The sequence below is a fragment of the Aurantiacibacter flavus genome, assembly GCF_039710615.1.
Classification (GTDB): Bacteria; Pseudomonadota; Alphaproteobacteria; order Sphingomonadales; family Sphingomonadaceae; genus Alteraurantiacibacter; species Alteraurantiacibacter flavus.
Map to the genome: position 1 here is coordinate 676,063 of NZ_JBDLBR010000001.1, position 21,154 is coordinate 697,216.

Annotated in this window: 19 protein-coding genes and 1 other RNA gene; 14 read left to right on the forward strand and 6 right to left on the reverse strand. The window is 65.3% G+C overall.

What is annotated here, in order from left to right; genetic code table 11:
* The first annotated feature begins 8 nt into the window (after positions 1 to 8).
* Positions 9 to 989 carry a protein translocase subunit SecF gene (gene secF / locus ABDJ38_RS03210; protein WP_346783628.1) on the forward strand — a complete coding sequence of 327 codons (981 nt, stop codon included), beginning with the start codon at positions 9 to 11 and terminating at the stop codon, positions 987 to 989.
* On the opposite strand, the gene ABDJ38_RS03215 is transcribed toward secF, so the two are convergent.
* On the reverse strand, positions 986 to 2,170 hold the full coding sequence (locus ABDJ38_RS03215; RefSeq protein WP_346783629.1) for a glycosyltransferase: 1,185 nt from the start codon (positions 2,168 to 2,170) through the stop codon (positions 986 to 988). The genes secF and ABDJ38_RS03215 overlap by 4 nt on opposite strands.
* A 13-nt stretch (positions 2,171 to 2,183) precedes the next feature.
* The gene (locus tag ABDJ38_RS03220) at positions 2,184 to 2,756 is read right to left on the reverse strand and encodes a helix-turn-helix domain-containing protein (RefSeq protein ID WP_346783630.1); all 573 of its coding nucleotides are present in this window, start codon (positions 2,754 to 2,756) and stop codon (positions 2,184 to 2,186) included.
* Positions 2,757 to 2,860: 104 nt separating this feature from the next.
* Between ABDJ38_RS03220 and ABDJ38_RS03225 the strand changes: the two genes are divergently transcribed.
* Positions 2,861 to 3,343 (forward strand): DUF6456 domain-containing protein, encoded by a 483-nt coding sequence (locus tag ABDJ38_RS03225; RefSeq protein ID WP_346783916.1) that lies wholly within the window; start codon positions 2,861 to 2,863, stop codon positions 3,341 to 3,343.
* A 3-nt stretch (positions 3,344 to 3,346) separates the two neighbouring features.
* On the opposite strand, the gene ABDJ38_RS03230 is transcribed toward ABDJ38_RS03225, so the two are convergent.
* Both ABDJ38_RS03230 and ABDJ38_RS03235 read right to left on the reverse strand, forming a co-directional pair.
* Positions 3,347 to 4,228, reverse strand: a complete 882-nt coding sequence (locus ABDJ38_RS03230; protein ID WP_346783631.1) for a hypothetical protein — start codon at positions 4,226 to 4,228, stop codon at positions 3,347 to 3,349.
* A gap of 87 nt (positions 4,229 to 4,315) precedes the next feature.
* Entirely contained in the window at positions 4,316 to 6,124 is a 1,809-nt protein-coding gene (locus ABDJ38_RS03235; protein WP_346783632.1) for an ABC-F family ATP-binding cassette domain-containing protein, read from the reverse strand.
* Positions 6,125 to 6,235: 111 nt separating this feature from the next.
* Here ABDJ38_RS03235 and ABDJ38_RS03240 point away from each other — a divergent pair, with 111 nt between their 5' ends.
* The 4 genes from ABDJ38_RS03240 to ABDJ38_RS03255 all read left to right on the forward strand — a co-directional run bounded on the left by ABDJ38_RS03240 (position 6,236) and on the right by ABDJ38_RS03255 (position 9,580).
* The gene (locus ABDJ38_RS03240) at positions 6,236 to 6,970 is read left to right on the forward strand and encodes an SIMPL domain-containing protein (RefSeq protein ID WP_346783633.1); all 735 of its coding nucleotides are present in this window, start codon (positions 6,236 to 6,238) and stop codon (positions 6,968 to 6,970) included.
* 79 nt (positions 6,971 to 7,049) lie between these two features.
* Entirely contained in the window at positions 7,050 to 7,397 is a 348-nt protein-coding gene (locus ABDJ38_RS03245; RefSeq protein ID WP_346783634.1) for a hypothetical protein, read from the forward strand.
* An 85-nt stretch (positions 7,398 to 7,482) separates the two neighbouring features.
* Positions 7,483 to 8,160: a response regulator transcription factor gene (locus ABDJ38_RS03250; RefSeq protein ID WP_137678948.1), complete on the forward strand. Its 678-nt coding sequence runs from the start codon at positions 7,483 to 7,485 to the stop codon at positions 8,158 to 8,160.
* Positions 8,111 to 9,580: a sensor histidine kinase gene (locus ABDJ38_RS03255; RefSeq protein WP_429770994.1), complete on the forward strand. Its 1,470-nt coding sequence runs from the start codon at positions 8,111 to 8,113 to the stop codon at positions 9,578 to 9,580. The genes ABDJ38_RS03250 and ABDJ38_RS03255 overlap by 50 nt, the downstream gene beginning before the upstream one ends.
* Positions 9,581 to 9,583: 3 nt before the next feature.
* Here ABDJ38_RS03255 and ABDJ38_RS03260 read toward each other — a convergent pair whose 3' ends face one another.
* Together ABDJ38_RS03260 and ABDJ38_RS03265 are read right to left on the reverse strand one after the other, a co-directional pair.
* On the reverse strand, positions 9,584 to 10,546 hold the full coding sequence (locus ABDJ38_RS03260; protein ID WP_346783635.1) for a bile acid:sodium symporter family protein: 963 nt from the start codon (positions 10,544 to 10,546) through the stop codon (positions 9,584 to 9,586).
* Between the two features lie 15 nt (positions 10,547 to 10,561).
* Positions 10,562 to 10,861, reverse strand: coding sequence for a chorismate mutase (locus ABDJ38_RS03265; protein ID WP_346783918.1), 300 nt, complete (start codon positions 10,859 to 10,861; stop codon positions 10,562 to 10,564).
* A 107-nt stretch (positions 10,862 to 10,968) separates the two neighbouring features.
* Here ABDJ38_RS03265 and ABDJ38_RS03270 point away from each other — a divergent pair, with 107 nt between their 5' ends.
* From ABDJ38_RS03270 to lon, 8 genes are all read left to right on the forward strand, one after another.
* Complete coding sequence (locus tag ABDJ38_RS03270) at positions 10,969 to 11,991, forward strand: polyprenyl synthetase family protein (protein ID WP_346783636.1); 1,023 nt, start codon at positions 10,969 to 10,971, stop codon at positions 11,989 to 11,991.
* A gap of 110 nt (positions 11,992 to 12,101) precedes the next feature.
* Positions 12,102 to 14,603, forward strand: coding sequence for an ATP-dependent helicase HrpB (gene hrpB / locus ABDJ38_RS03275; RefSeq protein WP_346783637.1), 2,502 nt, complete (start codon positions 12,102 to 12,104; stop codon positions 14,601 to 14,603).
* A 156-nt stretch (positions 14,604 to 14,759) separates the two neighbouring features.
* Entirely contained in the window at positions 14,760 to 15,038 is a 279-nt protein-coding gene (locus ABDJ38_RS03280; protein ID WP_346783638.1) for an ETC complex I subunit, read from the forward strand.
* 14 nt (positions 15,039 to 15,052) lie between these two features.
* Positions 15,053 to 15,979 (forward strand): class A beta-lactamase, encoded by a 927-nt coding sequence (bla, locus tag ABDJ38_RS03285; protein WP_346783639.1) that lies wholly within the window; start codon positions 15,053 to 15,055, stop codon positions 15,977 to 15,979.
* Between the two features lie 42 nt (positions 15,980 to 16,021).
* Positions 16,022 to 16,116: signal recognition particle sRNA small type (ffs, locus tag ABDJ38_RS03290), an RNA gene on the forward strand.
* A gap of 80 nt (positions 16,117 to 16,196) precedes the next feature.
* A complete protein-coding gene (locus tag ABDJ38_RS03295) occupies positions 16,197 to 18,038 on the forward strand; it encodes a DNA polymerase III subunit gamma/tau (protein ID WP_346783640.1) in 1,842 nt (613 codons plus the stop codon).
* Between the two features lie 15 nt (positions 18,039 to 18,053).
* Positions 18,054 to 18,395: a YbaB/EbfC family nucleoid-associated protein gene (locus ABDJ38_RS03300; protein ID WP_137678955.1), complete on the forward strand. Its 342-nt coding sequence runs from the start codon at positions 18,054 to 18,056 to the stop codon at positions 18,393 to 18,395.
* Positions 18,396 to 18,508: 113 nt separating this feature from the next.
* Entirely contained in the window at positions 18,509 to 20,899 is a 2,391-nt protein-coding gene (lon, locus tag ABDJ38_RS03305; protein WP_346783641.1) for an endopeptidase La, read from the forward strand.
* Positions 20,900 to 21,154 lie beyond the last annotated feature (255 nt).

Sequence of the window (21,154 nt, forward strand, 5' to 3'; positions counted from 1 at the left end):
GAGAGACAATGCGCCTTCTGAAACTCGTCCCCGAAGACACCAACATCCACTTCCTCAAGTGGCGTGTGCCTTTTTACATCGTCTCCTGCCTGATCATCGCGGCCAGCTGGGCGCTCGTGTTCACGCAGGGCCTCAACTATGGCGTCGACTTCGCCGGTGGGCAGGAAATCCGCGCCACCTTCGCTGGCGAGGCCGAGGCTCCGGTTGCCGAACTGCGCGACACGATTAGCGCCTTGCCTGAAGTGGAGAATCCCACGATCCAGCGTTTTGGCGAGCCAAATCAGGTCTCGATCCGCGTGCGCCTGCCCGATGAGGCCGAGGGCGATCCCGGCTTTGCCAACCGCATGTCCGAACAGATCACCTCTGCGATGCGCGCGCAGCACCCGAATGTGGTGATCGATGGTGTCGACTCGGTCTCGGGCAAGGTCTCGAGCGAGTTTCGCGACACCGCGCTTTATGCCCTGCTGTTCGCCATGATCGCGATCTCGATCTACATCTGGATCCGGTTCGAGTGGCAATTCGGCGTGGGCGCGCTGTTCGCGCTGTTCCACGACGTTTCGATCACGCTGGGCATGTTCGCGCTGTTCCAGATGGAGTTCTCGCTCCAGATCATCGCCGCGATCCTCGCCATCATCGGCTATTCGCTGAACGACACCATCGTGGTTTATGACCGTATCCGCGAGAACCTGAAGAAGTATCGCAAGATGCCGGTGCCTGAGTTGCTCGACCTGTCGGTCAACGAGACGCTAGCGCGCACGGTGATGACTTCGCTCACGCTGCTGGTCGCGCTCGTTCCCCTGCTGCTCTTCGGCCCGGCGAGCCTGTTCGGCCTCGTGGCGGCGATCACGCTGGGTATTTTCGTCGGCACCTATTCGTCGGTCTACATGGCCGCGCCGATCCTGATCTGGCTCGGCGTGACCAGCGACAGTTTCGTGCCGACCGAAACGGTGGCCGATCGGCAGGAACGCAAGGCCCGCGGCGAAGTCTAGACGGTTAGCCGCTCGTAATAGGAGGCCAGCGCTTCGGCATTGGCCTCCCAGCTGAAGCGGGCTGCGCTCAGGCTAACCACTTCGGGCGGCGTTGCCTCGGCAAACAGCTCTTGCAGCGCCCGGGCAATCGCATCGGCATCGCGGGCAACGATCCGGCCTGCCGCGCTCGCCTCGTCAGGCAGTATCTCGCGCGCACCGCCGACATCGGTGATGACCAGCGGCGTTCCGCAGGCGAGCGATTCGACCCAGGCGTTGGCCAGGCCTTCACTGGCGGCGGGGAGCGCCGTTGCGTCCGCCGCTGAGAGTACACGGGGCAGATCACCATGGTCGAGCGATCCGAGGAAATGCACACGGTCTGACAGGCCCAGTTCCTGCGCCAGTTCGGCGAGTGCCGCGCGATCCGCTCCGGCTCCGACTAGCGCCAGATGGGTATTCGGCAATTGCGTCAGCGCGCGGATCACGAAATGCTGACCCTTGCGCGGAATCAGCGCACCGATGGAGGCCACCAGCCGCACGTCGGGCGCCAGCGTCAGGCCGAAATGGCTCGCCAGGAATGCGCGGCTCTCCGCCCGGTCGAGCGGGTGGAACAGGCTGCGATCGAGCCCGGTGTAATGCACGGTGATCTTGTCGCGTGGGAGGCCGATTTCCGCCATGTTGTCGGCCAGCGCTTTGCACACCGCGAGCAGTCCCGAAGCTTGCTCCGCGGCGGCACGCATCTTGCGGTTGGCATAGGTCTTCATGCCCCAGTGCGAAATATCCGCCCCGCGCGCCTTGATGCTGAGCGGCAGGCCCAGATCTTCGGCAATGCGGGCGGCAGCGGGGCCGTCGGGATAGAAGAATTGCGCATCGACCAGATCGAACGGTGCGATGGCGTGGAGCTGGCGGGCCAGCGGCAAGGCCGCGCGCACGATCATCGCGGGGTTGAAGGGCCCGCCGACCGAGGGAATGAGCGTGAATCGCGGGCGAAAGACCTGGACGCCGCCCTCGACGCCCGAGGTCGCAGCCAGTGCCAGCGCGCGATAGCGGCCCATCGGCACCGGGGTGACACCGATCGGATTGATAACGGTGACGCTCCAGTCGCCGCGCGCCGCCAGCGCTTCCATTTGCCGCGCAACGAAGGTGCCGAACCGCGGTGTATGGCTGTTAGGGTAGAGCGTCGCCAGCGATAGGACGCGTTTCATCGTCCGGGCTCCGCTACAGTTTTCGCACCAGCATTTCGGCTACGGCGAGCCAGGGCGGCCCGTCGATCACGATCTGCCGCTGCCCGCTGCCCGGCGGCAACAGGCCGACGAGATTCCCCCGGCGGTCGATCAGCCTGCCGAAAGCGAATCGCCCGCCCGAGCGGGGTGCGAGCACGTCGCGATTGACCAGCGCCGGCACTTCGTCGGGATTGACCTTGCGCAGCCATAGCTGGTCGCCGCTGCGATATTCGCCCTGGCTGTATTCGACGACGAGGCAGATCAGAGTTCCGCCGTCGACCAGCTCGGTCGGCAGGATCGCGTCGCGCGGCGCGGTGAGGCTTTCGGGGCCGGTGTCGGTAAGCCGGGCGATCACCTGCGGCGCTGCCTGCTCCTCGCCCTTGACCAACGTTTCCGGATCGACGCCAAGCGCCGCACCGATGCGGTTCATCCAGGCAAGCGAGAGGTTGCGCATGCCGGTTTCGAGGCGGCCGATCGTCTGCGCCGTGGTCGGCGGATCGCAGGCCTCGGCCACTTCGGCCAGCGTCAGGCCCTTTTGCTTGCGGATGGCACGGATGCGATTGATCACCGCTCAAGGCTCCAACATAACCAAATCGGTTTTTCCACTTTCCTACATCGTACCTCTGCTGGCAAGTCGCCGCCGCAGCAATTTTGGGGAGAAAGATTATGTCGATGCCGCGCGAACTGGTCGAACGCGAGCTTTCCGAGGAGGGGCCGCGCCGCACTTGCAAGGGTGGCCAGATCTCTCGCAGGCGGCGTAGCGTCACCATGAACCTTGCGGAGAGCCCGCTGAGTTGGTTGCACGCCCACGGACACTTGGACGACCGCCTGTTCGCCGCTGGCGAGGCACTGCGCAACGATTATGAACGGGCGCAGGTCGCGCCCTCGATCACGATGCGGTGGGATCCAGTACGGATGAAGTCGACCGGAGAGCGCGGGCTGGAGTCGGGCGAAAAGCAGATCGCCGCGCGCCAGCGGTTCGATGGGGCGATGAAAGCGGCCGGGCGCGGGCTTGAGGACGTGCTGTGGCGGGTGGTCTGCGCGGGTGAGACCTTGCCGGTGGCGGAAAAGGCGCTGGCCTGGCCGGCGCGCTCGGGCAAGCTGGTGCTGCGGCTGGCGCTTGACCGGGTGGCGGACTTCTACCGCGTGCGGTGAAGCTTAGCGGCCCGTCAACGTCCAATACAAGCGCTGAACTAGCGATACGACCCGCTGCCAGCGAGACGGTCGCGGTTGCGACAGGCAGACATCCTCGCGGACCAGACGCGCGCGAAGCCTGCTTTGCGCGGAGGGCGCAGGTTCGAGCGGCGTTGGCGCGGGGCGGTGCGCGTCCTCGTCCTCGAAATGGATGATCGATGCGACACCGTCGTCGATAGCGGTCCGTTCCGTCGGCTTTGGGGCATCAATCGGCGCGCGCGCGCGTTGGGGCATGACTGCCTTGGGCAGCGACGGCGCCGGTTCGCGAAGCGAGAAGCCGGGACCAATGTCTTCGTAATCGCGGATGAGACGCGGCTTCGGCGTGTCCGGCTCGGACGGGGCAACGGGCGGTGCAAGCTGTGGCTCGACCGGTTTCGGTTGGTCGGCTCCTTGCAGGGGCGGCGTTGCCTGGCTGGGCGCCGACGCGGCCGGATCCTGCATCGGTGCATCGGGCAGGGTGCCGAAGAGGTTTGTCTTTGGAGCCCTTGGCGCACGCGGCCTGGTCAGAGCCAGCACCTGATCGGGTGCTGGCGCGTCGGCTTCGAGCACCTCGTCTTCGTCATCGTCGTTGAAAGGAGAGCGGCCCGGCACAAACGCATCGTCGCCGTCGTCGTCCGACATTGGAGCGAGTCCGAACAGGCTGACGGCCGCACGGGGGCGCTGCACGGGCTCGTATTCGCCCATTTGCTCGGCCGCGCCTTGCTGAAACAGTTGATGGGCCTGTGCCAGCTCGTCGGGGTCGACGACTAGGACGGGCTTCTTCTTGAGCTTGCGCGCACCCATGCTGGCGAGGCTGCCAAAGGCATCCTCGGAGCGCAGCGCTGCGGAAGAAGAGTTCGGACCCATAGGCCCCTTAAACCGCAAGTTGGTGGAGGCGGAGTGTCGATAGTTGGTTAATCGCAGGTAAGCGTTAAATTCGTGCCTGCGAAACCGTTATCCCTCAACCTGCTCCGCCAGTTCGAGCCATCGCATCTCTGCCTCGTCCTTCTCCTTCCGCGCCAGTTCGAGCGATTTGGAGATGCGTTCGAACTTGTCAGGATCGCGGGAATAGAGTTCGGGATCGCCCAGCGCCGCTCCGCCGTTGGCGATCAGCCGGTCGAGTTCCTCGATCCGCGCAGGGAGCTGCTCGTAGTCGCGCTGGTCCTTGTAGCTGAGCTTGTTCGAGGCCGGGGCAGGGGGCGGCGGTGGTGGAGGCGGAGCGGTATCGGAGGCCTTCTTTGCCGGGGCCTTGGCTCGTGCCTTGCGCTGGGCCTGCCAGTCCTCATAGCCGCCCGCCACGATATCGACCGTGCCGCTGCCATCGAGGCCGAGTGTGACGGTGACGGTGCGGTCGAGGAAGTCGCGATCATGGCTGACAATCAGCACGGTGCCGTCGTAGTCGGCGATCACTTCTTGCAGCAGGTCAAGCGTTTCGAGGTCGAGGTCGTTGGTCGGCTCGTCGAGCACCAGCAGGTTCGAGGTGCGCGAGAATTCGCGCGCCAGCAGGATGCGCGAGCGTTCGCCGCCCGAGAAGGTGCCGATCTTGGCGTCGACCACCGAAGGATCGAACAGGAACTCCTTGAGATAGCCCTGTACGTGCTTGCGCACCCCGCGCACATCGACCCAGTCGCCGCCCTCGGCCAGCACGTCGCGGACCGTCTTCTGCGGGTCGAGCAGCTTGCGTTGCTGGTCGATCATCACACCCGACAGGGTGTTCGCGTGGGTGACGGTGCCGGTGTCGGGCTCCAGCTCGCCGGTGAGCATCTTGAGGAGGGTGGTCTTGCCCGCGCCGTTCGCGCCGACCACGCCTATGCGGTCGCCGCGCTGGATGCGCAGACTGAAGGGCTTGATGATCGTGCGTTCGCCGTAGGTTTTGGAAATATCCTCGGCCACGATCACCGACTTCGACTTGAACTCCGCATCGCTGCCAAGCGCGATCTTGGCAGTGCCCGTGGGCTGTATCATGGCGGCGCGAGTGGCGCGCATCTGCCACAGCTTTTCGAGCCGACCCATGTTGCGCTTGCGCCGCGCGGTCACGCCGCGTTCGAGCCAGTGCGCCTCGATCTTGAGCTTGGCGTCGAGGCGGTGGGCGTTGCGAGCCTCTTCGGCATAGACCTGCTCTTCCCAGGCCTCGTAGCCGCCGAAGCCGACTTCCTTGCGCCGCATATTGCCGCGATCGAGCCACAGGGTCGCGCGGGTCAGCCGCTTGAGGAAGGTCCGGTCGTGGCTGATGACGATGAAGGCGCCGCGAAAGCGCGTGAGCCAGTCTTCGAGCCAGTCGATGGCGGCAAGATCGAGATGGTTGGTCGGCTCGTCGAGCAGCAGCAGGTCGGGGTCCATCGCCAGCGCGCGGGCGATGGCGGCGCGGCGTTTTTCACCGCCGCTGGCCGTGGCAGCCTCGCGGCCCATGTCGATGCCGAGCTGGCCCGCAATGGCTTCAACCTCGTATTCGGCGGGGGCATTGTTGCCGCCAAGCGCGAAGTCCATCAGAGTGGCGCAGCCGGTGAAGTCGGGCTCCTGCTCCAGCCACACAATGTTTGTGCCCGGCTTGATCTTGCGGAGGCCGCGGTCGGCCTCGATCTCGCCGGTGATGAGCTTGAGCAGTGTGGTCTTGCCCGCGCCGTTGCGGCCTATCAGCGCGAGCCGGTCGCGCGGGCCGATGTGGAGGTCGAGGCCGTCCCCCTGCGCCGGGTTGCCGAACAGCCAGCCGCCGCCTTGCTGGAGGCCAAGGCCTTCCCAGGAGAGAATAGGGGGTTCTGCCATGATCGGCGCGACCTAGTGAGACGGCGAGGACCTGACAAGCTCCGCGCGCGTTCAGGAAGCGGAAATCGGCTGTCGCGGAGATAGCCGTTCATTCATTCACGGAGTTATCACATGTCTCGACATTCTTTCGCCGCTCTTGCCGCATCCGCCACGCTGGTCGCCATGGTGCCGCTGGGCGTTGTGCCTGCGAGCGCCGCCGAGGTGGCGATCAGCACACAGGGGCCGGTGGTCGAATTGCAGGTGACGCAGCAGGTGCTGTCCGATCCGGACAAGGCGACCATCAATGCCGGTGTCACCACGCGCGGTGCAACGGCAGTGGAAGCGATGCAGGACAACGCCACCCAGATGGAGCGTGTGCTGGCGCAGGTGAACAGCCTCGGCGTTCCGGAAAACCGCGTGCAGACCAGCGGCATCACGCTCAATCCGCAGTACGACTATCGCAACAACCAGCAGCAGTTCACCGGCTATGAGGCGACCAACACGGTCACGCTGGAACTGCGCGATCTGGATCGGATCGGACCGGTGCTTGATGCGCTTGTGGCAGCAGGGGCGACCAACCTCAACGGGCCGAACTGGGCGATTATCGACGATAGCAGCGCCGAAGAGAAAGCCCGCGAGGCCGCCTTCGCGCAGGCCCGCGCGCGCGCCGAGGACTATGCCCGGATGGCAGGATTCGGTTCGGCCCGCCTGTTGGCCGTGGAAGAGACGCTCGACTACGCGACCCCGATGTTCAACCGGGTCGCGCTGGAATCTTCCAGCGGGGCGGCTGATGTCGCCACCCCCACGCGGCCCGGCCAGGTGGCGACGCAGATCACGCTGACCGTGAAGTACGCGCTCGAGCAATAGCGTACAGGTGAGAGCTTGCGGCGGGCAAAGCGCGGCATTCACACCTTGTTCAATGCCTGGGACTTAGGCAGAACCCGTGATGATGACCGCTTTTGCCTTTCGTATTTCTGCCTTGGCCACGGTATCGGCGCTCGCGCTGGTCGGTGCGGCACTGGCAGTTCCCGCCGCCGCACAGCCGATGCCGTCGCGCCTTCAGGCCGACGATCAGGCGAGCGCCCGTGCCGAAATGCAGGCCGGGCGCAACCTGCCGATCCGCTCAATCGAGCAGCGCATCGTGCCGCGTTACGAGCGGCAAGGGTTCGAATATCTGACCTTCGAATATGATGGCGTCGCCGCAATCTATCGGCTCAAGTTCATCAAGGACGGGCGCCTGCTGTTCGTCGATGCCGATCCGCGCACCGGCCGCGTGCTGCGCGAACAGCGTTAAGCCGTCAGGCGGAAACCGCAGGCTTGGTTGACGCGTTCATGACATTCGCCCAAGCACGGGCGCAGATGTTTGCGAAGGGGTATCAATGCGCATCCTGATCGTGGAAGACGAGCCGACACTGGGCCAGCAGCTCAAGAACACGCTGGAGCAGAACGGCTATGCGGTCGACCTTTCGACCGATGGTGAAGACGGCCATTTCCTCGGCTCGACCGAGGAATACGATGCCGTGGTGCTTGATCTCGGCCTGCCCGAGATCGACGGGCTGACCGTGCTCGGCATGTGGCGCAAGGAGGGGCGCAAGTTCCCCGTGCTGGTGCTGACCGCGCGCGATTCGTGGTCGGACAAGGTGGCCGGGCTCGATGCCGGGGCCGACGATTATCTCGCCAAGCCGTTCCAGACCGAAGAGCTTATCGCTCGCTTGCGCGCGCTGATCCGCCGCGCCTCGGGCAATGCCTCAAGCGAACTGACCGCTGGCGATGTGCGGCTCGATACGCGCTCTGGCCGCGTCACCCGTGCTGGAGAGCCGGTCAAGCTTACCGCGCAGGAATACAAGCTGCTGAGCTACCTGATGCACCACAAGGGCAAGGTGGTCAGCCGCACCGAACTGATCGAACATATCTACGATCAGGATTTCGACCGCGATTCGAACACCATCGAGGTGTTCGTAACGCGCATCCGCAAGAAGCTCGGCGCAGAGGTAATCACAACGATCCGTGGCCTCGGTTACAGCCTCGACGACCCCTCCGAAGGCGCGCGCGAATAGCGGCGATGACGAGGGCGTGGCTCCCGTTGACGTGAGCGCCGGGGAGGCGCCCGCGGGAGAAATCGCGCCCGACATGGAAACGCGCAACACCGGCTCCATCGCGCGCCGGATGATGATTATCGCGGCGGTGTGGATCGTCGTGCTGCTCGCCATCGGTGGCTTCGCGCTGGATCGGGCGCTGACCCAGTTGCTTTCCAAGCAGTTCGACGAACAGCTCGAACTGCCGCTGACCGCTATGATCTCCTCGGCTGAGATCGACCCTTATGGCGACGTGTGGTTCAATCGCCCGCTCGCCGACCAGCGCTTTCTGGAGCCGAATTCGGGGTTCTACTATCAGATTAACGGCAGTGGCGCGGTGAACTACTTCTCGCGCTCGCTGTGGGATCGCACGCTGGCGATCGACGAGGATATCGACGCCGAAAATCCGGTCTTTTACGATTCAGACCAGTTCCCGGACGAAAGCCTGCGCATGGTGCAGCGCACGGTGCAGATTCCGGGTTCGGACACGCAGTGGCAATTCGTGGTCGCCGGATCACGCGAAGAGCTGGACGACCAGCTCAATTCCATTCGCGCGCTGCTCGGCTGGTCGTTTGCGGTGCTAGGCGTGGGCCTGTTCCTGATGGCGGTGGCGCAGACCTGGTATGGCCTTTCGCCGCTGCGCCGTATCCGCCGCGCGATTGCCTCGATCCGGCAGGCGGGTTCCAACCGGGTGACCGAGCCGCTTCCGCTCGAAGTGCAGCCAATGGTGCAGGAGCTCAACGCGCTGCTCGATCATTCGCAGAAGCAGGCCGAAGAAGCGCGCACCCATGCGGGTAACCTTGCCCATGCGCTCAAAACACCGCTTACCGTGCTCAACAATGCCGCGCGTGAGCATGATCCGGGGCTCGACAGCATCGTGCTGCGCGAATCGGCCAGCATGCAGCGGCAGGTCGATCACCATCTCGCCCGCGCCCGTGCGGTGGGGCGGCGGGCGATTGGCCATTCGCGCAGCCTGGTGATGGAAAGCGCCAGCGCGGTGGAGCGGGCGGTGCGCACGCTTTATCCCGAGGTGCGGCTTGATCTGGCGGGCAATGCGGCTGCCGCCGTGTCGCTTGAACGGCAGGATCTGGAAGAGCTGCTAGGCAACCTGATGGAGAACGCGGCCAAGTACGGTGGCGGCTCCGTGTTCGTCACGGTCGACGCGCGGCCCGACGATCCGCTGTGCGCGATCTGGATCGAGGACGACGGCATCGGCATTCCCGAGGAGCAGCGGGTGGCGATCTTCGAGCGCGGCGCCCGGCTCGATACCGAGAAGCCTGGCACCGGGCTAGGGCTCGCCATCGTGCGCGATGTGGCGGGAATTTACGGCGGCGAGGTCAGCCTCGGCGAAAGCGAGGATCTGGGCGGGCTGCTGGTGGAGCTGCGGCTCCCGCGCGCCTGAGCGCTAGCCGCGTCGCCGCCACCACGAGGCGAGCAGGCTGCCAATGCACACATGCCAGACCGCCGACAGCGCTGCGGGCACCGGTGCCAATGCGGCCTGCGAGGCCGATGCAAACTGCGCTGCAAAGCTCGGAGCCTTGGCGAGGCCCGAACCGAGCCCTGAATTCTGCATCCCCACCTCGATGCAGACCGTCCGCGCCTCGCGGCTGGCAAGGCCCATCAGGCGCGCGAAAGCATAGCCGAAGCCGAACCCCAGCAGGTGCAGCAGGAAGGTCGCGATCAACAGCGCCCCGGCATGGGCGCGGATCAGATCTTTCGCGCCGCCTACAATCCCGCCGACGATCAGGATCACCAGCACGATGGCGACCAGCGGCAGCACCTCGCCCACGGCGCTCGCTGCGCGCGGTAACAGTTCTGACAGCACGGTACCCGCGATCAGCGGCACGAGTACGATCGTCACCATGTGGGCAAACAGGCTCCAGCGGTCGATATCTACATAGGCTCCGGCCAGCGCTCCGGCGAGCAGGGGCGTGGCCGCGATGGCAACGAGGGTCGAGGCCATGGTCATCGCCACCGACAGCGCGACATTGCCCTTGGCGAGATAAGTTACGATGTTCGAGGCGGTGCCGCCGGGGCAGCAGGCCACGAGGATCAATCCGACCGCCAACCCCTGCTCCAGCCCCATGCCCCGCGCGATGGCAAAGCCCACCAATGGCATGATCGCGAACTGGCCGACCACCCCGACCAAGAAGGCTCGGGGCATCGTGACCAGCGCGCGAAAGTCGGCAAAGCGCAGGGTCAGCCCCATGGCCAGCATGATCAGCCCGAGAAACACCGACAGCAGTGGCTGGCCGAGCAGGCGGTGCGAACCGTCCGTCACCCAGGTGAAGGCTCCCGGCACGAACCACGCCAAGGCGACTCCCGCCAGCGTGAGCGGCGCAAAGTTGTTGGTTAGCCTACGCAGCATCGGCGCTGGCGAGGCTTATTCGCCGCGCGCCTTGCGGTGATGGCGGATCACCTCGTCGATCACGAAACGGATGAACTTCTCCGAGAACTCGGGATCGAGATCGGCGTCTATGGCGAGCTTGCGCAGCCGTTCGATCTGGCGCGCCTCGCGGTTGGGGTCGGCGGGGGGAAGCTGGGTCTTCGCCTTGTACTCGCCCACGGCCTGGGTGATGCGAAAGCGTTCGGCCAGCATATGGATCAGCGCGGCATCGATATTGTCGATGCTCTTGCGAAAGCCGTCCAGCACGGGGTCGGCGGGCTTTGCCTTGGTGGCCATCTTGTGCTTCTCGTATTCTGGCTGTTCGACGGGCTCGGTCATCGCCAGCCCTCTTGGGCGAGAAATGGTCGCTTGCCAAGCGTGTGTCGGTTCTCCATCTGGTGCGCATGAGTGACAATGTGGTCCCGATCAAGCGCGCCATCGGCGCTGACGAGCCGAGCCTTAGCCCAATTCTGTCGCTGACGGCGACGGCGATGAATTCGGTCAACCAGATCATCCTGCAACGGATGCAGAGCGAAATTCCGTTGATTCCGGCGCTTGCCGGGCACCTGATCGCAGGCGGGGGCAAGCGGATGCGCCCGATGCTCACGCTCGCGGGTGCGGAGCTGGTGGGTTATGAAGGCACGCGTCACCACAAGCTCGCCGCCGCGGTCGAGTTCATTCACACCGCCACCCTCCTGCATGACGACGTGGTCGATGGCAGCGAGATGCGCCGGGGCAAGGAAGCGGCCAACATCGTGTTCGGCAACCCGGCTACGGTGCTGGTGGGCGATTTCCTGTTCAGCCGCGCGTTCGAGCTGATGGTCGAGGATGGCAGCCTCAAGGTGCTGAAAATCCTCTCGGGCGCCAGCGCCACCATCGCTCAGGGCGAGGTCGACCAGCTCACCGCCCAGCGCAAGATCGAGACCAGCGAGGACCGCTATCTCGGCATCATCGGCGCGAAGACGGCGGCGCTGTTTGCCGCCGCGAGCCGGATCGCCGCGGTGGTCGCGGAAAAGGACGAGGCCGCCGAGCGTGCGCTCGACGACTATGGCCGCAACCTCGGGGTGGCGTTCCAGTTGATCGACGATGCGATCGACTACGATTCGGATGCCGCCGAAATGGGCAAGGACCGGGGCGACGACTTTCGCGAGGGCAAGATGACCCTGCCGGTGATCCTCGCCTATGCGCGCGGCACGCCGGAAGAGCGCCAGTTCTGGGAGGAAGCCATCGCCGGTTTCCGCGATACCGACGAGGATCTTGCCCACGCGGTCGAGCTGATCGGGCGTCATGACTGCATCTCCGCCACCCGCGAGCGGGCGCGTCACTTCGCGCAGAAGGCCTGCGATGCGCTGGCGATGTTCCCCGACAGCAAGGCGCGCCGGGCGATGGTCGAGGCAGCGCAGTTCGCGGTTTCGCGCGGGTATTGATAACCCATATCCGCTCGCCCTGAGCTTGTCGAAGGGCCGTTCTTGGTTCCGGAACGACGGTGCGAAAGGAAGGGCAGTGCTTCGACAAGCTCAGCACGAGCGGGACGAAAATGGTGAGTGAAGCGCTTCCCATCCAGGCCGTGCTGCCCGAGCTGCTTGCCGCCCTGCGCGAGCGTCCAAGCGCTGTCCTCATAGCGCCACCGGGTGCGGGTAAGACCACCGCCGTCGCTCCCGCCTTGCTCGACGAGCCTTGGTGCACCGGACAGATCATCCTCACATCGCCGCGCCGTGTCGCCGCGCGCGCCGCTGCGGAGCGGATCGCGCAGATGCTTGGCGAAGAGGTCGGGCACCGCGTTGGCTACCTGACCCGGCTCGATTCTAAGCAATCGAAGGCGACGCGCATTCTGGTCGTCACCGAGGCCATTCTGGTCAACCGTTTGCTGGACGATCAGGAAATTGCAGGCGTTTCCTGCGTGCTGTTCGACGAAGCGCACGAACGCCATCTCGATAGCGACCTCGGCCTTGCGCTGGCGCTTGAAACGCAGGGCGTGCTGCGGGAAGACCTGCGGTTGTGCGTGATGTCTGCCACCATCGACGGCACCCGCTTCGCCCGTCTTCTGGGCGAGGGCGCGCCAGTGATCGAGAGCGCGGGCAAGGCCTATCCGTTGGCGATTCGCTGGCTCGGTGCTGCTCCCGAAAAGCGGCTCGATGAGACGATGGCCTCCGCCGTGCTAACCGCCTGGCGCGAGGAGCAGGGCGATATTCTCGCCTTCCTCCCCGGCGTCGGCGAAATCGAGCGGCTGCGCGAGCGGCTTTGCGAGAAGCTCCCGAACACGCCGGTGCTGCCGCTGCACGGGCAGGTCGAGCCCGCCGCACAGCGCGCGGCAATCCGGCGCGATGGCGAGGGGCGGCGGCGGATTGTGCTCGCCACCAGCATTGCCGAGACCTCGCTGACGCTCGATGGCGTTTCGGTGGTGGTCGACAGTGGGCTGGCCCGCCGCGCCGAGTTCGACCGGGCAGCGGGGACCACGCACCTTGTCACCGCCCGCGCCAGTCAGGCTGCTGCCGCTCAGCGGGCGGGCCGTGCTGCGCGGCAGGGGCCGGGCGTGGCCTATCGCCTGTGGGAAGAGGCGGGGCACGCCGGTCGGCCCGCGTTCGATCCGCCCGAGATGCTCACCGCCGACCTCGCGCCGCTGGTGCTGAGCCTCGCGCAATGGGGCGTGGTCGACCCGCTGAGCCTCGCCTGGCTTGACCAGCCTCCCGAGGCTTCGCTTGGCTCGGCGCGTGAGCGGCTGGGCAAGCTTGGCGCGCTTGATGAGGCGGGCGCGATTACCGCGCAGGGCCGCGCGATTGCGGCGCTGCCGATGGAGCCGTGGCAGGCCGCCATGGTGCTGGCCGGGGCGGATAGCGGCGCGGCGCTGCTGGGGGCGAAACTGGCGGTGCTGTTACAGGAGCGCGGCCTCGGCGGACGTAGCGAAGACCTCGAAGCGCGGCTGATGCGCTGGGACGGTGAGCGCTCGGGGCGGGCCGAGGCGGCGCGCAAGCTGGCGCAGCGGTGGGCGAAGTTGGCGGCGGACAATGGTACAAGCACCGTTTGCGTCGAGCGCAGTCGAGACACCGGACGCGATGCGTCTCGACTGCGCTCGACACGAACGGATGGTGTTCCGGCTGCGAGCCCCGCCATCCTCATCGCCCGCGCGCTCCCGGAAAACATCGCCCGCCGCCGTGATCCCTCGGGTGAGACATGGCTCTCGGCCGGTGGGCGTGGCTATCGACTGGATCCGGCCAGCCCACTCGCGCGCGCCGAGTGGCTCGCGATTGGCGATGCGCAGGGGCAGGCCAAGGCCGCCCGGATCACTGCCGCCGCACCGCTCATGCTCGAAGATATCGAACAGCACCTTGGCCACCAGATCGAGAAACGATCCGTCGCGCGCTGGAACGCGGCGGAGGGCAGGGTCGAGGCGCGGCTCGAGCGTCGGCTGGGCGCAATCACGCTCGCCAGCGGGCCTGACCCTGCGCCGGACCCGGAGGCCATCAACGCGCTGCTGGTGGAAAAGGCTGTGGATAACCTTGTGGACCTACTGCCGAAAAGTCTCCTCGCCCGAGGCCGGTTCGCCGGGATTGCGGTGCTCGCGCCCGATCAGCTTGCCGCCCGTGCGCAAGAGTGGCTGGCCCCGCTGCTCGATGGCAAGCGAAAGCTAGACCTGCCGCCGGGGCGCTATGCCGAGGCGGCGCTGAACCTGCTCTCGTGGGAAGAACGCCAGAACCTCGACCGGCTCGCCCCGCGCCAGTTCGTCAGTCCGGCTGGCACGCACCATGCCATCGACTACGACAGCGATCATGCCCCCGCCTGCGAGGTCCGGGTGCAGGCGCTGTTCGGGCTCGACCAGCATCCGATGATCGGCACCACGCCCTTGCTTATCCACCTCACCAGCCCGGCGGGAAGGCCGCTACAGGCCACGCGCGACCTGCCCGGTTTCTGGCGCGGATCGTGGGCGGACGTCGCCAAGGATATGAAGGGTCGCTACCCGAAACATCGCTGGCCCGATGAACCTTGGGCCGAGCGTCCGAGCCTCAAGACCAAGAATGCCTTCACACGTTCGAACGAGTGATCTAGGAGCGGAATTCGCGATTCCGCTCATCCTGAGCCTGTCGAAGGATCGTTTTTACTTTGCCGGCTTGGTACAACACCGCAAGGTGAAAGGCGGCCCTTCGACAGGCTCAGGGCGTGCGGGAAGAGATCTCTTACAAATGCGCAGGCCAGAATCATGCAAGCCCGTATCTACCAGCGTCCGAAGAACGCCATGCAGTCCGGCAAGGCCCGCACCGATCAGTGGGTGCTCGATTTCGTGCCCGCCGAAGCCAAGAAGCCTGATCCTTTGATGGGCTGGGCCGGGAGCGGCGACACCCAGCAGCAGGTGCAGCTGAAGTTCGAAAGCTGCGAGGCCGCGCAGGCCTATGCCAGCAAGCACGGCATCGACGTCATCGTCCACAAGACCCCGCCGCGCGCGCTGAAGATTCAGGCCTACGCCGACAACTTCAAGTAAGAGTCTGACCACAAGTGAAAATCTGGAATTACGGTATTCTCGCCGCGCTGATCGCGGCGGGTGGATGTGCTGCGCCTGCGAGCGATGTGCAGAGCCAGTCGACCGAGGCTAGCGCGCCCTCTGGCGCGGCAATCGAGGCGGCAACCGCCCGAATCATCGATATCGAGGAGCGCAGTGGCGGTCGGCTTGGCGTTGCGCTGGTCGATCCCGAAGGGCACGTGCTGCTCTCGCATCGCGGCGACGAGCGGTTCGCCATGTGCTCGACGTTCAAGACGCTGCTGGCCGCGCGTATCCTCTCAGACCCGAACGGGTTGCAGCTTGACGACCGGCTGACGATCGATCCGGCGGCGGTGGAAGGCCATGCGCCGTTCACCCGCTCGCGGCTGGACGAAGGGTGGATGACGGTCGGCGAGGCGGCCGAGCATATCGTGACTGTGAGCGATAATGCTGCGGCCAACCTGCTGCTCGATCAGGTAGGTGGCCCGAGCGGGCTCACACAGTGGATTCGCAGCCTTGGCGACGATGTGACCCGGCTTGACCGGCGCGAACTCGAACTCAACGAAAACGCCGCGGGCGATCCGCGCGACACCACCGCTCCGCTGGCCTTTGCCGAAACCTATCGCAAGGTCATGCACGATGATGCGGTCCTCGGCGACGCCCAACGCGATCAGCTTGCCGGGTGGCTGGCGGCGAGTGTGACCGGGCTTCACCGCTTGCGCGCAGGAATGCCCGAAGGCTGGCGTGTGGGCGACAAGACCGGTTTTTGTGCCGAACCCGGCGCGGAGGAGATCAACGATATCGCGGTGTTCGATCCCGATGGCGAGGGCTGGTACACGCTGGCCTTCATGCTCGACCGCCCGCGCGAGACGGGAGCCTTTGTCGACAAGCTCGGGGCCGAGGTTGGCGCTATCGCGGCGAAGCTTGTTCGCCCCGGAGCGTGATCTTGCGCTTGAACTGTCGCGGTTAGGTTGCCATATGGCGCGCCGGGAGTCGGGTGGACGTTTGCGTTCGCTCACCGGGTCAGGTCCGGAAGGAAGCAGCCCAAGTGTCTTGCGGCGGGTCGCTCGGCTCCTCTTATCTCTTCAGTCAGAGAATTATGCGGGCACAGCGCTGGTGCAATCGTTCGACAGCGCGTCCGCTCCGGCCTAGATTGCGGGCATGAGCGATTCACCGGACAATTCTGGCCTGCCGCCTTGGGATCAGGGCGAAGAGGACGAGGCCAAGCCAAGCGCGGCAGAGCTGGAAGCCGCCGGGCAGAACGCCATGTTCGGCGATTCGGAGCCTGTTGCTGCGCCTGCTCGTGTGGCGGAGGAGGCTGCCCCCGCACCGGTCGCGCCTGCGCCAGTTCCCCTGGCCGCGAATCAGCCCTATCGCGTGCTAGCGCGCAAATATCGGCCGCAGACCTTTTCCGAGCTGATCGGGCAGGAGCCGATGGTGCGCACGCTTTCCAACGCCATCGCGCGCGACCGGCTGGCTCATGCCTTCCTGATGACCGGCGTGCGCGGGGTCGGCAAGACCAGCACCGCGCGGCTGATCGCCAAGGCACTCAACTGCGTCGGCCCCGATGGCGAGGGCGGCCCGACGATCAATCCGTGCGGCGTTTGCGAGCCGTGCAAGGCCATCGCCGAGGGGCGCCATATCGACGTGATCGAGATGGACGCCGCCAGCCACACCGGCGTCGACGACGTGCGCGAGATCATCGAGGCGGTGCGCTATTCCGCCGTATCGGCGCGCTATAAGATCTACATCATCGACGAAGTTCACATGCTCTCGCGCAATGCCTTCAACGCGCTGCTGAAGACGCTCGAAGAGCCGCCTGCGCATGTGAAGTTCCTGTTCGCGACCACCGAAGTCGACAAGCTGCCGGTAACGGTGCTGAGCCGCACGCAGCGGTTCGATCTGCGCCGCATTCCGTCCGAGCTGCTGGCGAGCCACTTCGCCCACATCTGCGAGCTGGAAGGCGTGACAGCCGAGGACGAGGCCATCGCGCTGGTCGCCGCTGCTGCCGAGGGTTCGGTCCGTGACGGTCTGTCGATCCTCGATCAGGCCATTGCCCATGCCGATATGGATTCGGGCGAGGGCGAAACCAAGGTTACTGCCGCCAAGGTTCAGTCGATGCTCGGCCTTGCCGATCGCGGCGCGCGGCGGCGGCTGTTCGAGCACCTGCTGAAAGGCGAAGCGCCCGAGATGCTTTCGGCGGTCGACGGACAGTATGCGCTCGGGGTCGAGCCTTTGGCGCTGATCCGCTCCTTGATGGAGTTTACGCACAAGATCGCGCTGGCGCAGGTCGCAGGCGGTGAAAGCGATGCGCCGATCGCTGATGAGCGCGAAGCGGTGAGCGACTGGGCCGGGCGCTTGTCGCCGGGGCAGGTCCACCGTTTGTGGCAGTTGCTGCTCAAGGGACACGAGGAAGTGGCCCGCGCGCCCGATCCGCTGGTGGCGGCGCAGATGGCCTTGCTGCGCGTGCTCCATGCTGCCGACATGCCCGATCCGGGCAAGCTTGCCCGGCAATTGCAGGATATGGCCGCAAGCGGCTCGGGCGTTGGCTCGCCGTCTGCGGGCGCGCCGGCAGGGGGGGCAGCCGCAGCTCCGGTCGCTTCGGCACAAGCGGCCGGGATCGAATGGTCCGAGCTGGTCGACCGGGTCGATGCCAGTGGCGCGCTGATCGCGGCAGCCACCATGCGCGACTGGGTGCGGGTGATCAGCCTTGCCCCGGGCGAACTTATCTACCAACTCGCAGACGGCATCAGCGACGATCCCTCGCGCGAGATTCGCGAGGCGCTGGTGAAAGCCACCGGCGCAAGCTGGCGGGTCGAACGCGGGGAGGGGCAGGGTGCGCCCTCGCTCACCGAGCAGGCCGAGGCCGAAGCGGCTGCGGAGCAAGCGCGGGTGCGGGCTCATCCGCTGGTCCGGGCCACTCTCGAGGCCTTTCCCGAGGCCGAATTCGTCGAGGATACAGAAGCGCCGCGCGGCCACCAGCAGTGGAGCCAGCGCGGCTAGAACGAGGACAGACAAATGCAGAGCATGGAAGAAATGATGAAGGCCGCGCAGGAAGCGGCGCAGAAGATCCAGCAGCAGATGAGCGACGCGCAGGTGAAGCTCGACAATATCGAGGTCGAGGGCAATTCTGGCGGCGGTCTGGTAAAGGTCCGTGCCAGTGCGCGTGGGCGCATTATCGGCGTCGCCATCGACGACAGCCTGATTGTGCCGGACGAGAAGCAGATGCTGGAAGACCTCGTCGCGGCCGCCTTCAACGATGCGCGCGACAAGGCCGACCGCGCCGCTAACGAGCAGATGCAGGAAATGCAGTCCGGCCTGGGCCTGCCGCCCGGTTTCAATCTTCCCGGCATGGGCTAAGCCGACTGGCCGGTGGCTGTTGGCTCCGTCCACAGCCCCGGCCTTTTATCGCATTGCAGGGGCGGGCGGTCGTCCCCATATCCTTGAGTAAACGAGCTTTCGGATACCTATTTATGACCGCATTTCCCCTTCTTCCCTTACGCGACATTGTCGTGTTTCCCGGCATGGTCGTGCCCCTGTTCGTGGGCCGCGACAAGTCGGTTGCCGCGCTTGAAGCGGCGATGGCTGGCGATCAGGATATTCTGCTGGTCGCCCAGCTCGATCCCAACTGCGACGATCCCGAGGCCGACGATCTCTATCACGTCGGCGTGATCGCGCAGGTTCAGCAGATGCTCAAACTGCCCGATGGCACCGTGCGCGTGCTGGTCGAAGGGCAGGCGCGCGCCAAGATGCTAGACATGCGCGAAAGCGAGGGCTTCGTAATGGCCCAGACCGCGCTGATCGAGGAACAGACCGCCTCGGGCAACGAAGTCTCGGCGATGATGCGCTCGGCGCTTGACCAGTTTGCCGAATATGCCCGCCACAACAAGAAGCTCAGCGACGAGATCGAGGGCGAGCTGCGCGACATCGAGGATGCAGGGGCGCTGGCCGATGCCATTGCCGCCAGCCTTGCCGCCAAGGTCGATAGCAAGCAGCAGTTGCTGGCCGAGGCCGATGTCCTGAAGCGGCTGGAGATGGTTTTCTCGGTGATGGAGGGTGAGCTTTCGGTCCTCCAGGTCGAACGCAAGATCCGTGGCCGCGTGAAGCGGCAGATGGAGAAGACCCAGCGCGAATACTATCTCAACGAGCAATTGAAGGCGATCCAGAGCGAGCTGGGCGGCGGCGAGGGCGAGGAGGGCGACGAGATCGCCGAACTCACCAAGCAGATCGGCGAGACCAAGCTGTCGAAAGAAGCCAAGGCCAAGGCCGAAGCGGAACTCAAGAAGCTCAAGTCGATGCAGCCGATGAGCGCCGAGGCGACCGTCGTGCGCAACTATCTCGATGTGCTGCTCGGCCTGCCGTGGGGCAAGAAGAGCCGCCTGAAGAAGGATCTCGCCAAGGCGCAGGAGGTGCTCGATGCCGATCACTATGCGCTCGACAAGGTGAAGGACCGGATCGTCGAGTATCTCGCAGTGCAGGCGCGCACCAACAAGCTTAAAGGTCCGATCCTGTGCCTCGTCGGCCCTCCCGGCGTCGGCAAGACCAGCCTCGGCAAATCGATCGCCAAGGCGACGGGGCGCGAGTTCATTCGCCAGTCGCTCGGCGGTGTGCGCGACGAGGCCGAGATTCGTGGCCACCGGCGCACCTATATCGGCTCGATGCCGGGCAAGATCGTGTCGAACCTCAAGAAGGCCGGCACCAGCAATCCGCTGTTCCTGCTCGACGAGATCGACAAGCTGGGACAGGACTTCCGCGGCGATCCGGCTTCGGCGTTGTTGGAGGTGCTCGATCCCGAACAGAACGCCAAGTTCCAGGATCACTATCTCGAACTCGACATCGACCTGTCGGGCGTCATGTTCGTCTGCACGGCGAACTCGCTAAACCTGCCGCAGCCTCTGCTTGACCGGATGGAGATCATCCGCCTCGAGGGCTACACCGAAGACGAGAAGGTCGAGATCGCGACCCGGCATCTGGTGTCGAAGCAGATCAAGGCGCATGGGCTCAAGAAGGGTGAGTTCACGCTCACCGAAGAGGGGCTGCGCGACCTGATCCGTTATTACACCCGTGAGGCCGGGGTGCGTACGCTTGAACGCGAGATCGCCAAGCTGTGCCGCAAGGCGCTGCGACAGATTCTCGAAGGCAAGACCAAGAGCGTGACCATCACACCCGAAAACCTCGCCGATTTCTCCGGCGTGCGCCGCTTCAAGCATGGCGTGTCGGAAGACGAGGCGCAGGTCGGCGCGGTGACGGGCCTCGCCTGGACTTCGGTCGGCGGCGAGTTGCTAACCATCGAGAGCGTCACCACACCGGGCAAGGGCGAGGTGAAAACGACCGGTAAGCTCGGCGACGTGATGAACGAGAGCGTCGCGGCGGCCTTCAGTTTCGTGAAGGCGAGGGCACCTGCCTATGGGATCAAGCCCAGCGTTTTCGCGCGCAAGAACATCCATATCCACCTGCCCGAAGGCGCGGTGCCCAAGGATGGGCCGAGTGCGGGCATCGGCATGGTCACCTCGATCGTCTCGACCCTCACCGGTATCACCGTGCGGCCCGAGGTGGCGATGACCGGCGAGGTCACGCTGCGGGGCCGGGTGCTGCCGATTGGCGGGTTGAAGGAGAAGCTGCTGGCGGCGCTGCGCGGCGGGATCAAGAAAGTCCTGATCCCCGAGGAGAACGAGAAAGATCTCGCCGAGATTCCGGACAATGTGAAGGAAGGTCTCGAGATCGTTCCGGTCAGCCATGTCGATCAGGTTCTCGAACATGCCTTGAGCGCGATTCCCGCTCCGATCGAATGGACCGAGGCCGACGATCTGGCGAGCCAGCCTGCCAACGGCGGCGACACTCCGCTTCCGCCAACCGCCCATTGAGCTGCTGCTGCTGCGGCGCAACACCCGCGTTGCGCCGCAGCGAATCGTTCAGATATCATGCCGCAGTTTCATCGGGTGGCCGGTTGGTTCGGTAATTAATGGGTGGCCAAACTATCTAAACCTTGAATTTACCGCAGAATTACGCCTGTTGGAGTGGCTTTGCCTTTGACACTGGGGGCAAAAGTCGCTCTCTTGCTGCGCCAGCGCGGCGAGTCTGTATCCGCTTCTTGGCTTGCCGCTAGGACACTGGAACGA

What these genes read in the sequence shown, in the direction of transcription:
- ABDJ38_RS03225 (WP_346783916.1), top strand. Translation starts at nt 2,861, where the DNA reads ATGCCGCGCGAACTGGTCGAACGCGAGCTTTCCGAGGAGGGGCCGCGC.
- ABDJ38_RS03240 (WP_346783633.1), top strand. Translation starts at nt 6,236, where the DNA reads ATGTCTCGACATTCTTTCGCCGCTCTTGCCGCATCCGCCACGCTGGTC.
- ABDJ38_RS03230 (WP_346783631.1), bottom strand. Translation starts at nt 4,228, where the DNA reads ATGGGTCCGAACTCTTCTTCCGCAGCGCTGCGCTCCGAGGATGCCTTT.
- hrpB (WP_346783637.1), top strand. Translation starts at nt 12,102, where the DNA reads ATGGTGAGTGAAGCGCTTCCCATCCAGGCCGTGCTGCCCGAGCTGCTT.
- ABDJ38_RS03260 (WP_346783635.1), bottom strand. Translation starts at nt 10,546, where the DNA reads ATGCTGCGTAGGCTAACCAACAACTTTGCGCCGCTCACGCTGGCGGGA.
- ABDJ38_RS03245 (WP_346783634.1), top strand. Translation starts at nt 7,050, where the DNA reads ATGATGACCGCTTTTGCCTTTCGTATTTCTGCCTTGGCCACGGTATCG.
- ABDJ38_RS03265 (WP_346783918.1), bottom strand. Translation starts at nt 10,861, where the DNA reads ATGGCCACCAAGGCAAAGCCCGCCGACCCCGTGCTGGACGGCTTTCGC.
- ABDJ38_RS03280 (WP_346783638.1), top strand. Translation starts at nt 14,760, where the DNA reads ATGCAAGCCCGTATCTACCAGCGTCCGAAGAACGCCATGCAGTCCGGC.
- ABDJ38_RS03235 (WP_346783632.1), bottom strand. Translation starts at nt 6,124, where the DNA reads ATGGCAGAACCCCCTATTCTCTCCTGGGAAGGCCTTGGCCTCCAGCAA.
- secF (WP_346783628.1), top strand. Translation starts at nt 9, where the DNA reads ATGCGCCTTCTGAAACTCGTCCCCGAAGACACCAACATCCACTTCCTC.
- ABDJ38_RS03250 (WP_137678948.1), top strand. Translation starts at nt 7,483, where the DNA reads ATGCGCATCCTGATCGTGGAAGACGAGCCGACACTGGGCCAGCAGCTC.
- ABDJ38_RS03300 (WP_137678955.1), top strand. Translation starts at nt 18,054, where the DNA reads ATGCAGAGCATGGAAGAAATGATGAAGGCCGCGCAGGAAGCGGCGCAG.
- lon (WP_346783641.1), top strand. Translation starts at nt 18,509, where the DNA reads ATGACCGCATTTCCCCTTCTTCCCTTACGCGACATTGTCGTGTTTCCC.
- ABDJ38_RS03270 (WP_346783636.1), top strand. Translation starts at nt 10,969, where the DNA reads ATGAGTGACAATGTGGTCCCGATCAAGCGCGCCATCGGCGCTGACGAG.
- ABDJ38_RS03215 (WP_346783629.1), bottom strand. Translation starts at nt 2,170, where the DNA reads ATGAAACGCGTCCTATCGCTGGCGACGCTCTACCCTAACAGCCATACA.
- ABDJ38_RS03295 (WP_346783640.1), top strand. Translation starts at nt 16,197, where the DNA reads ATGAGCGATTCACCGGACAATTCTGGCCTGCCGCCTTGGGATCAGGGC.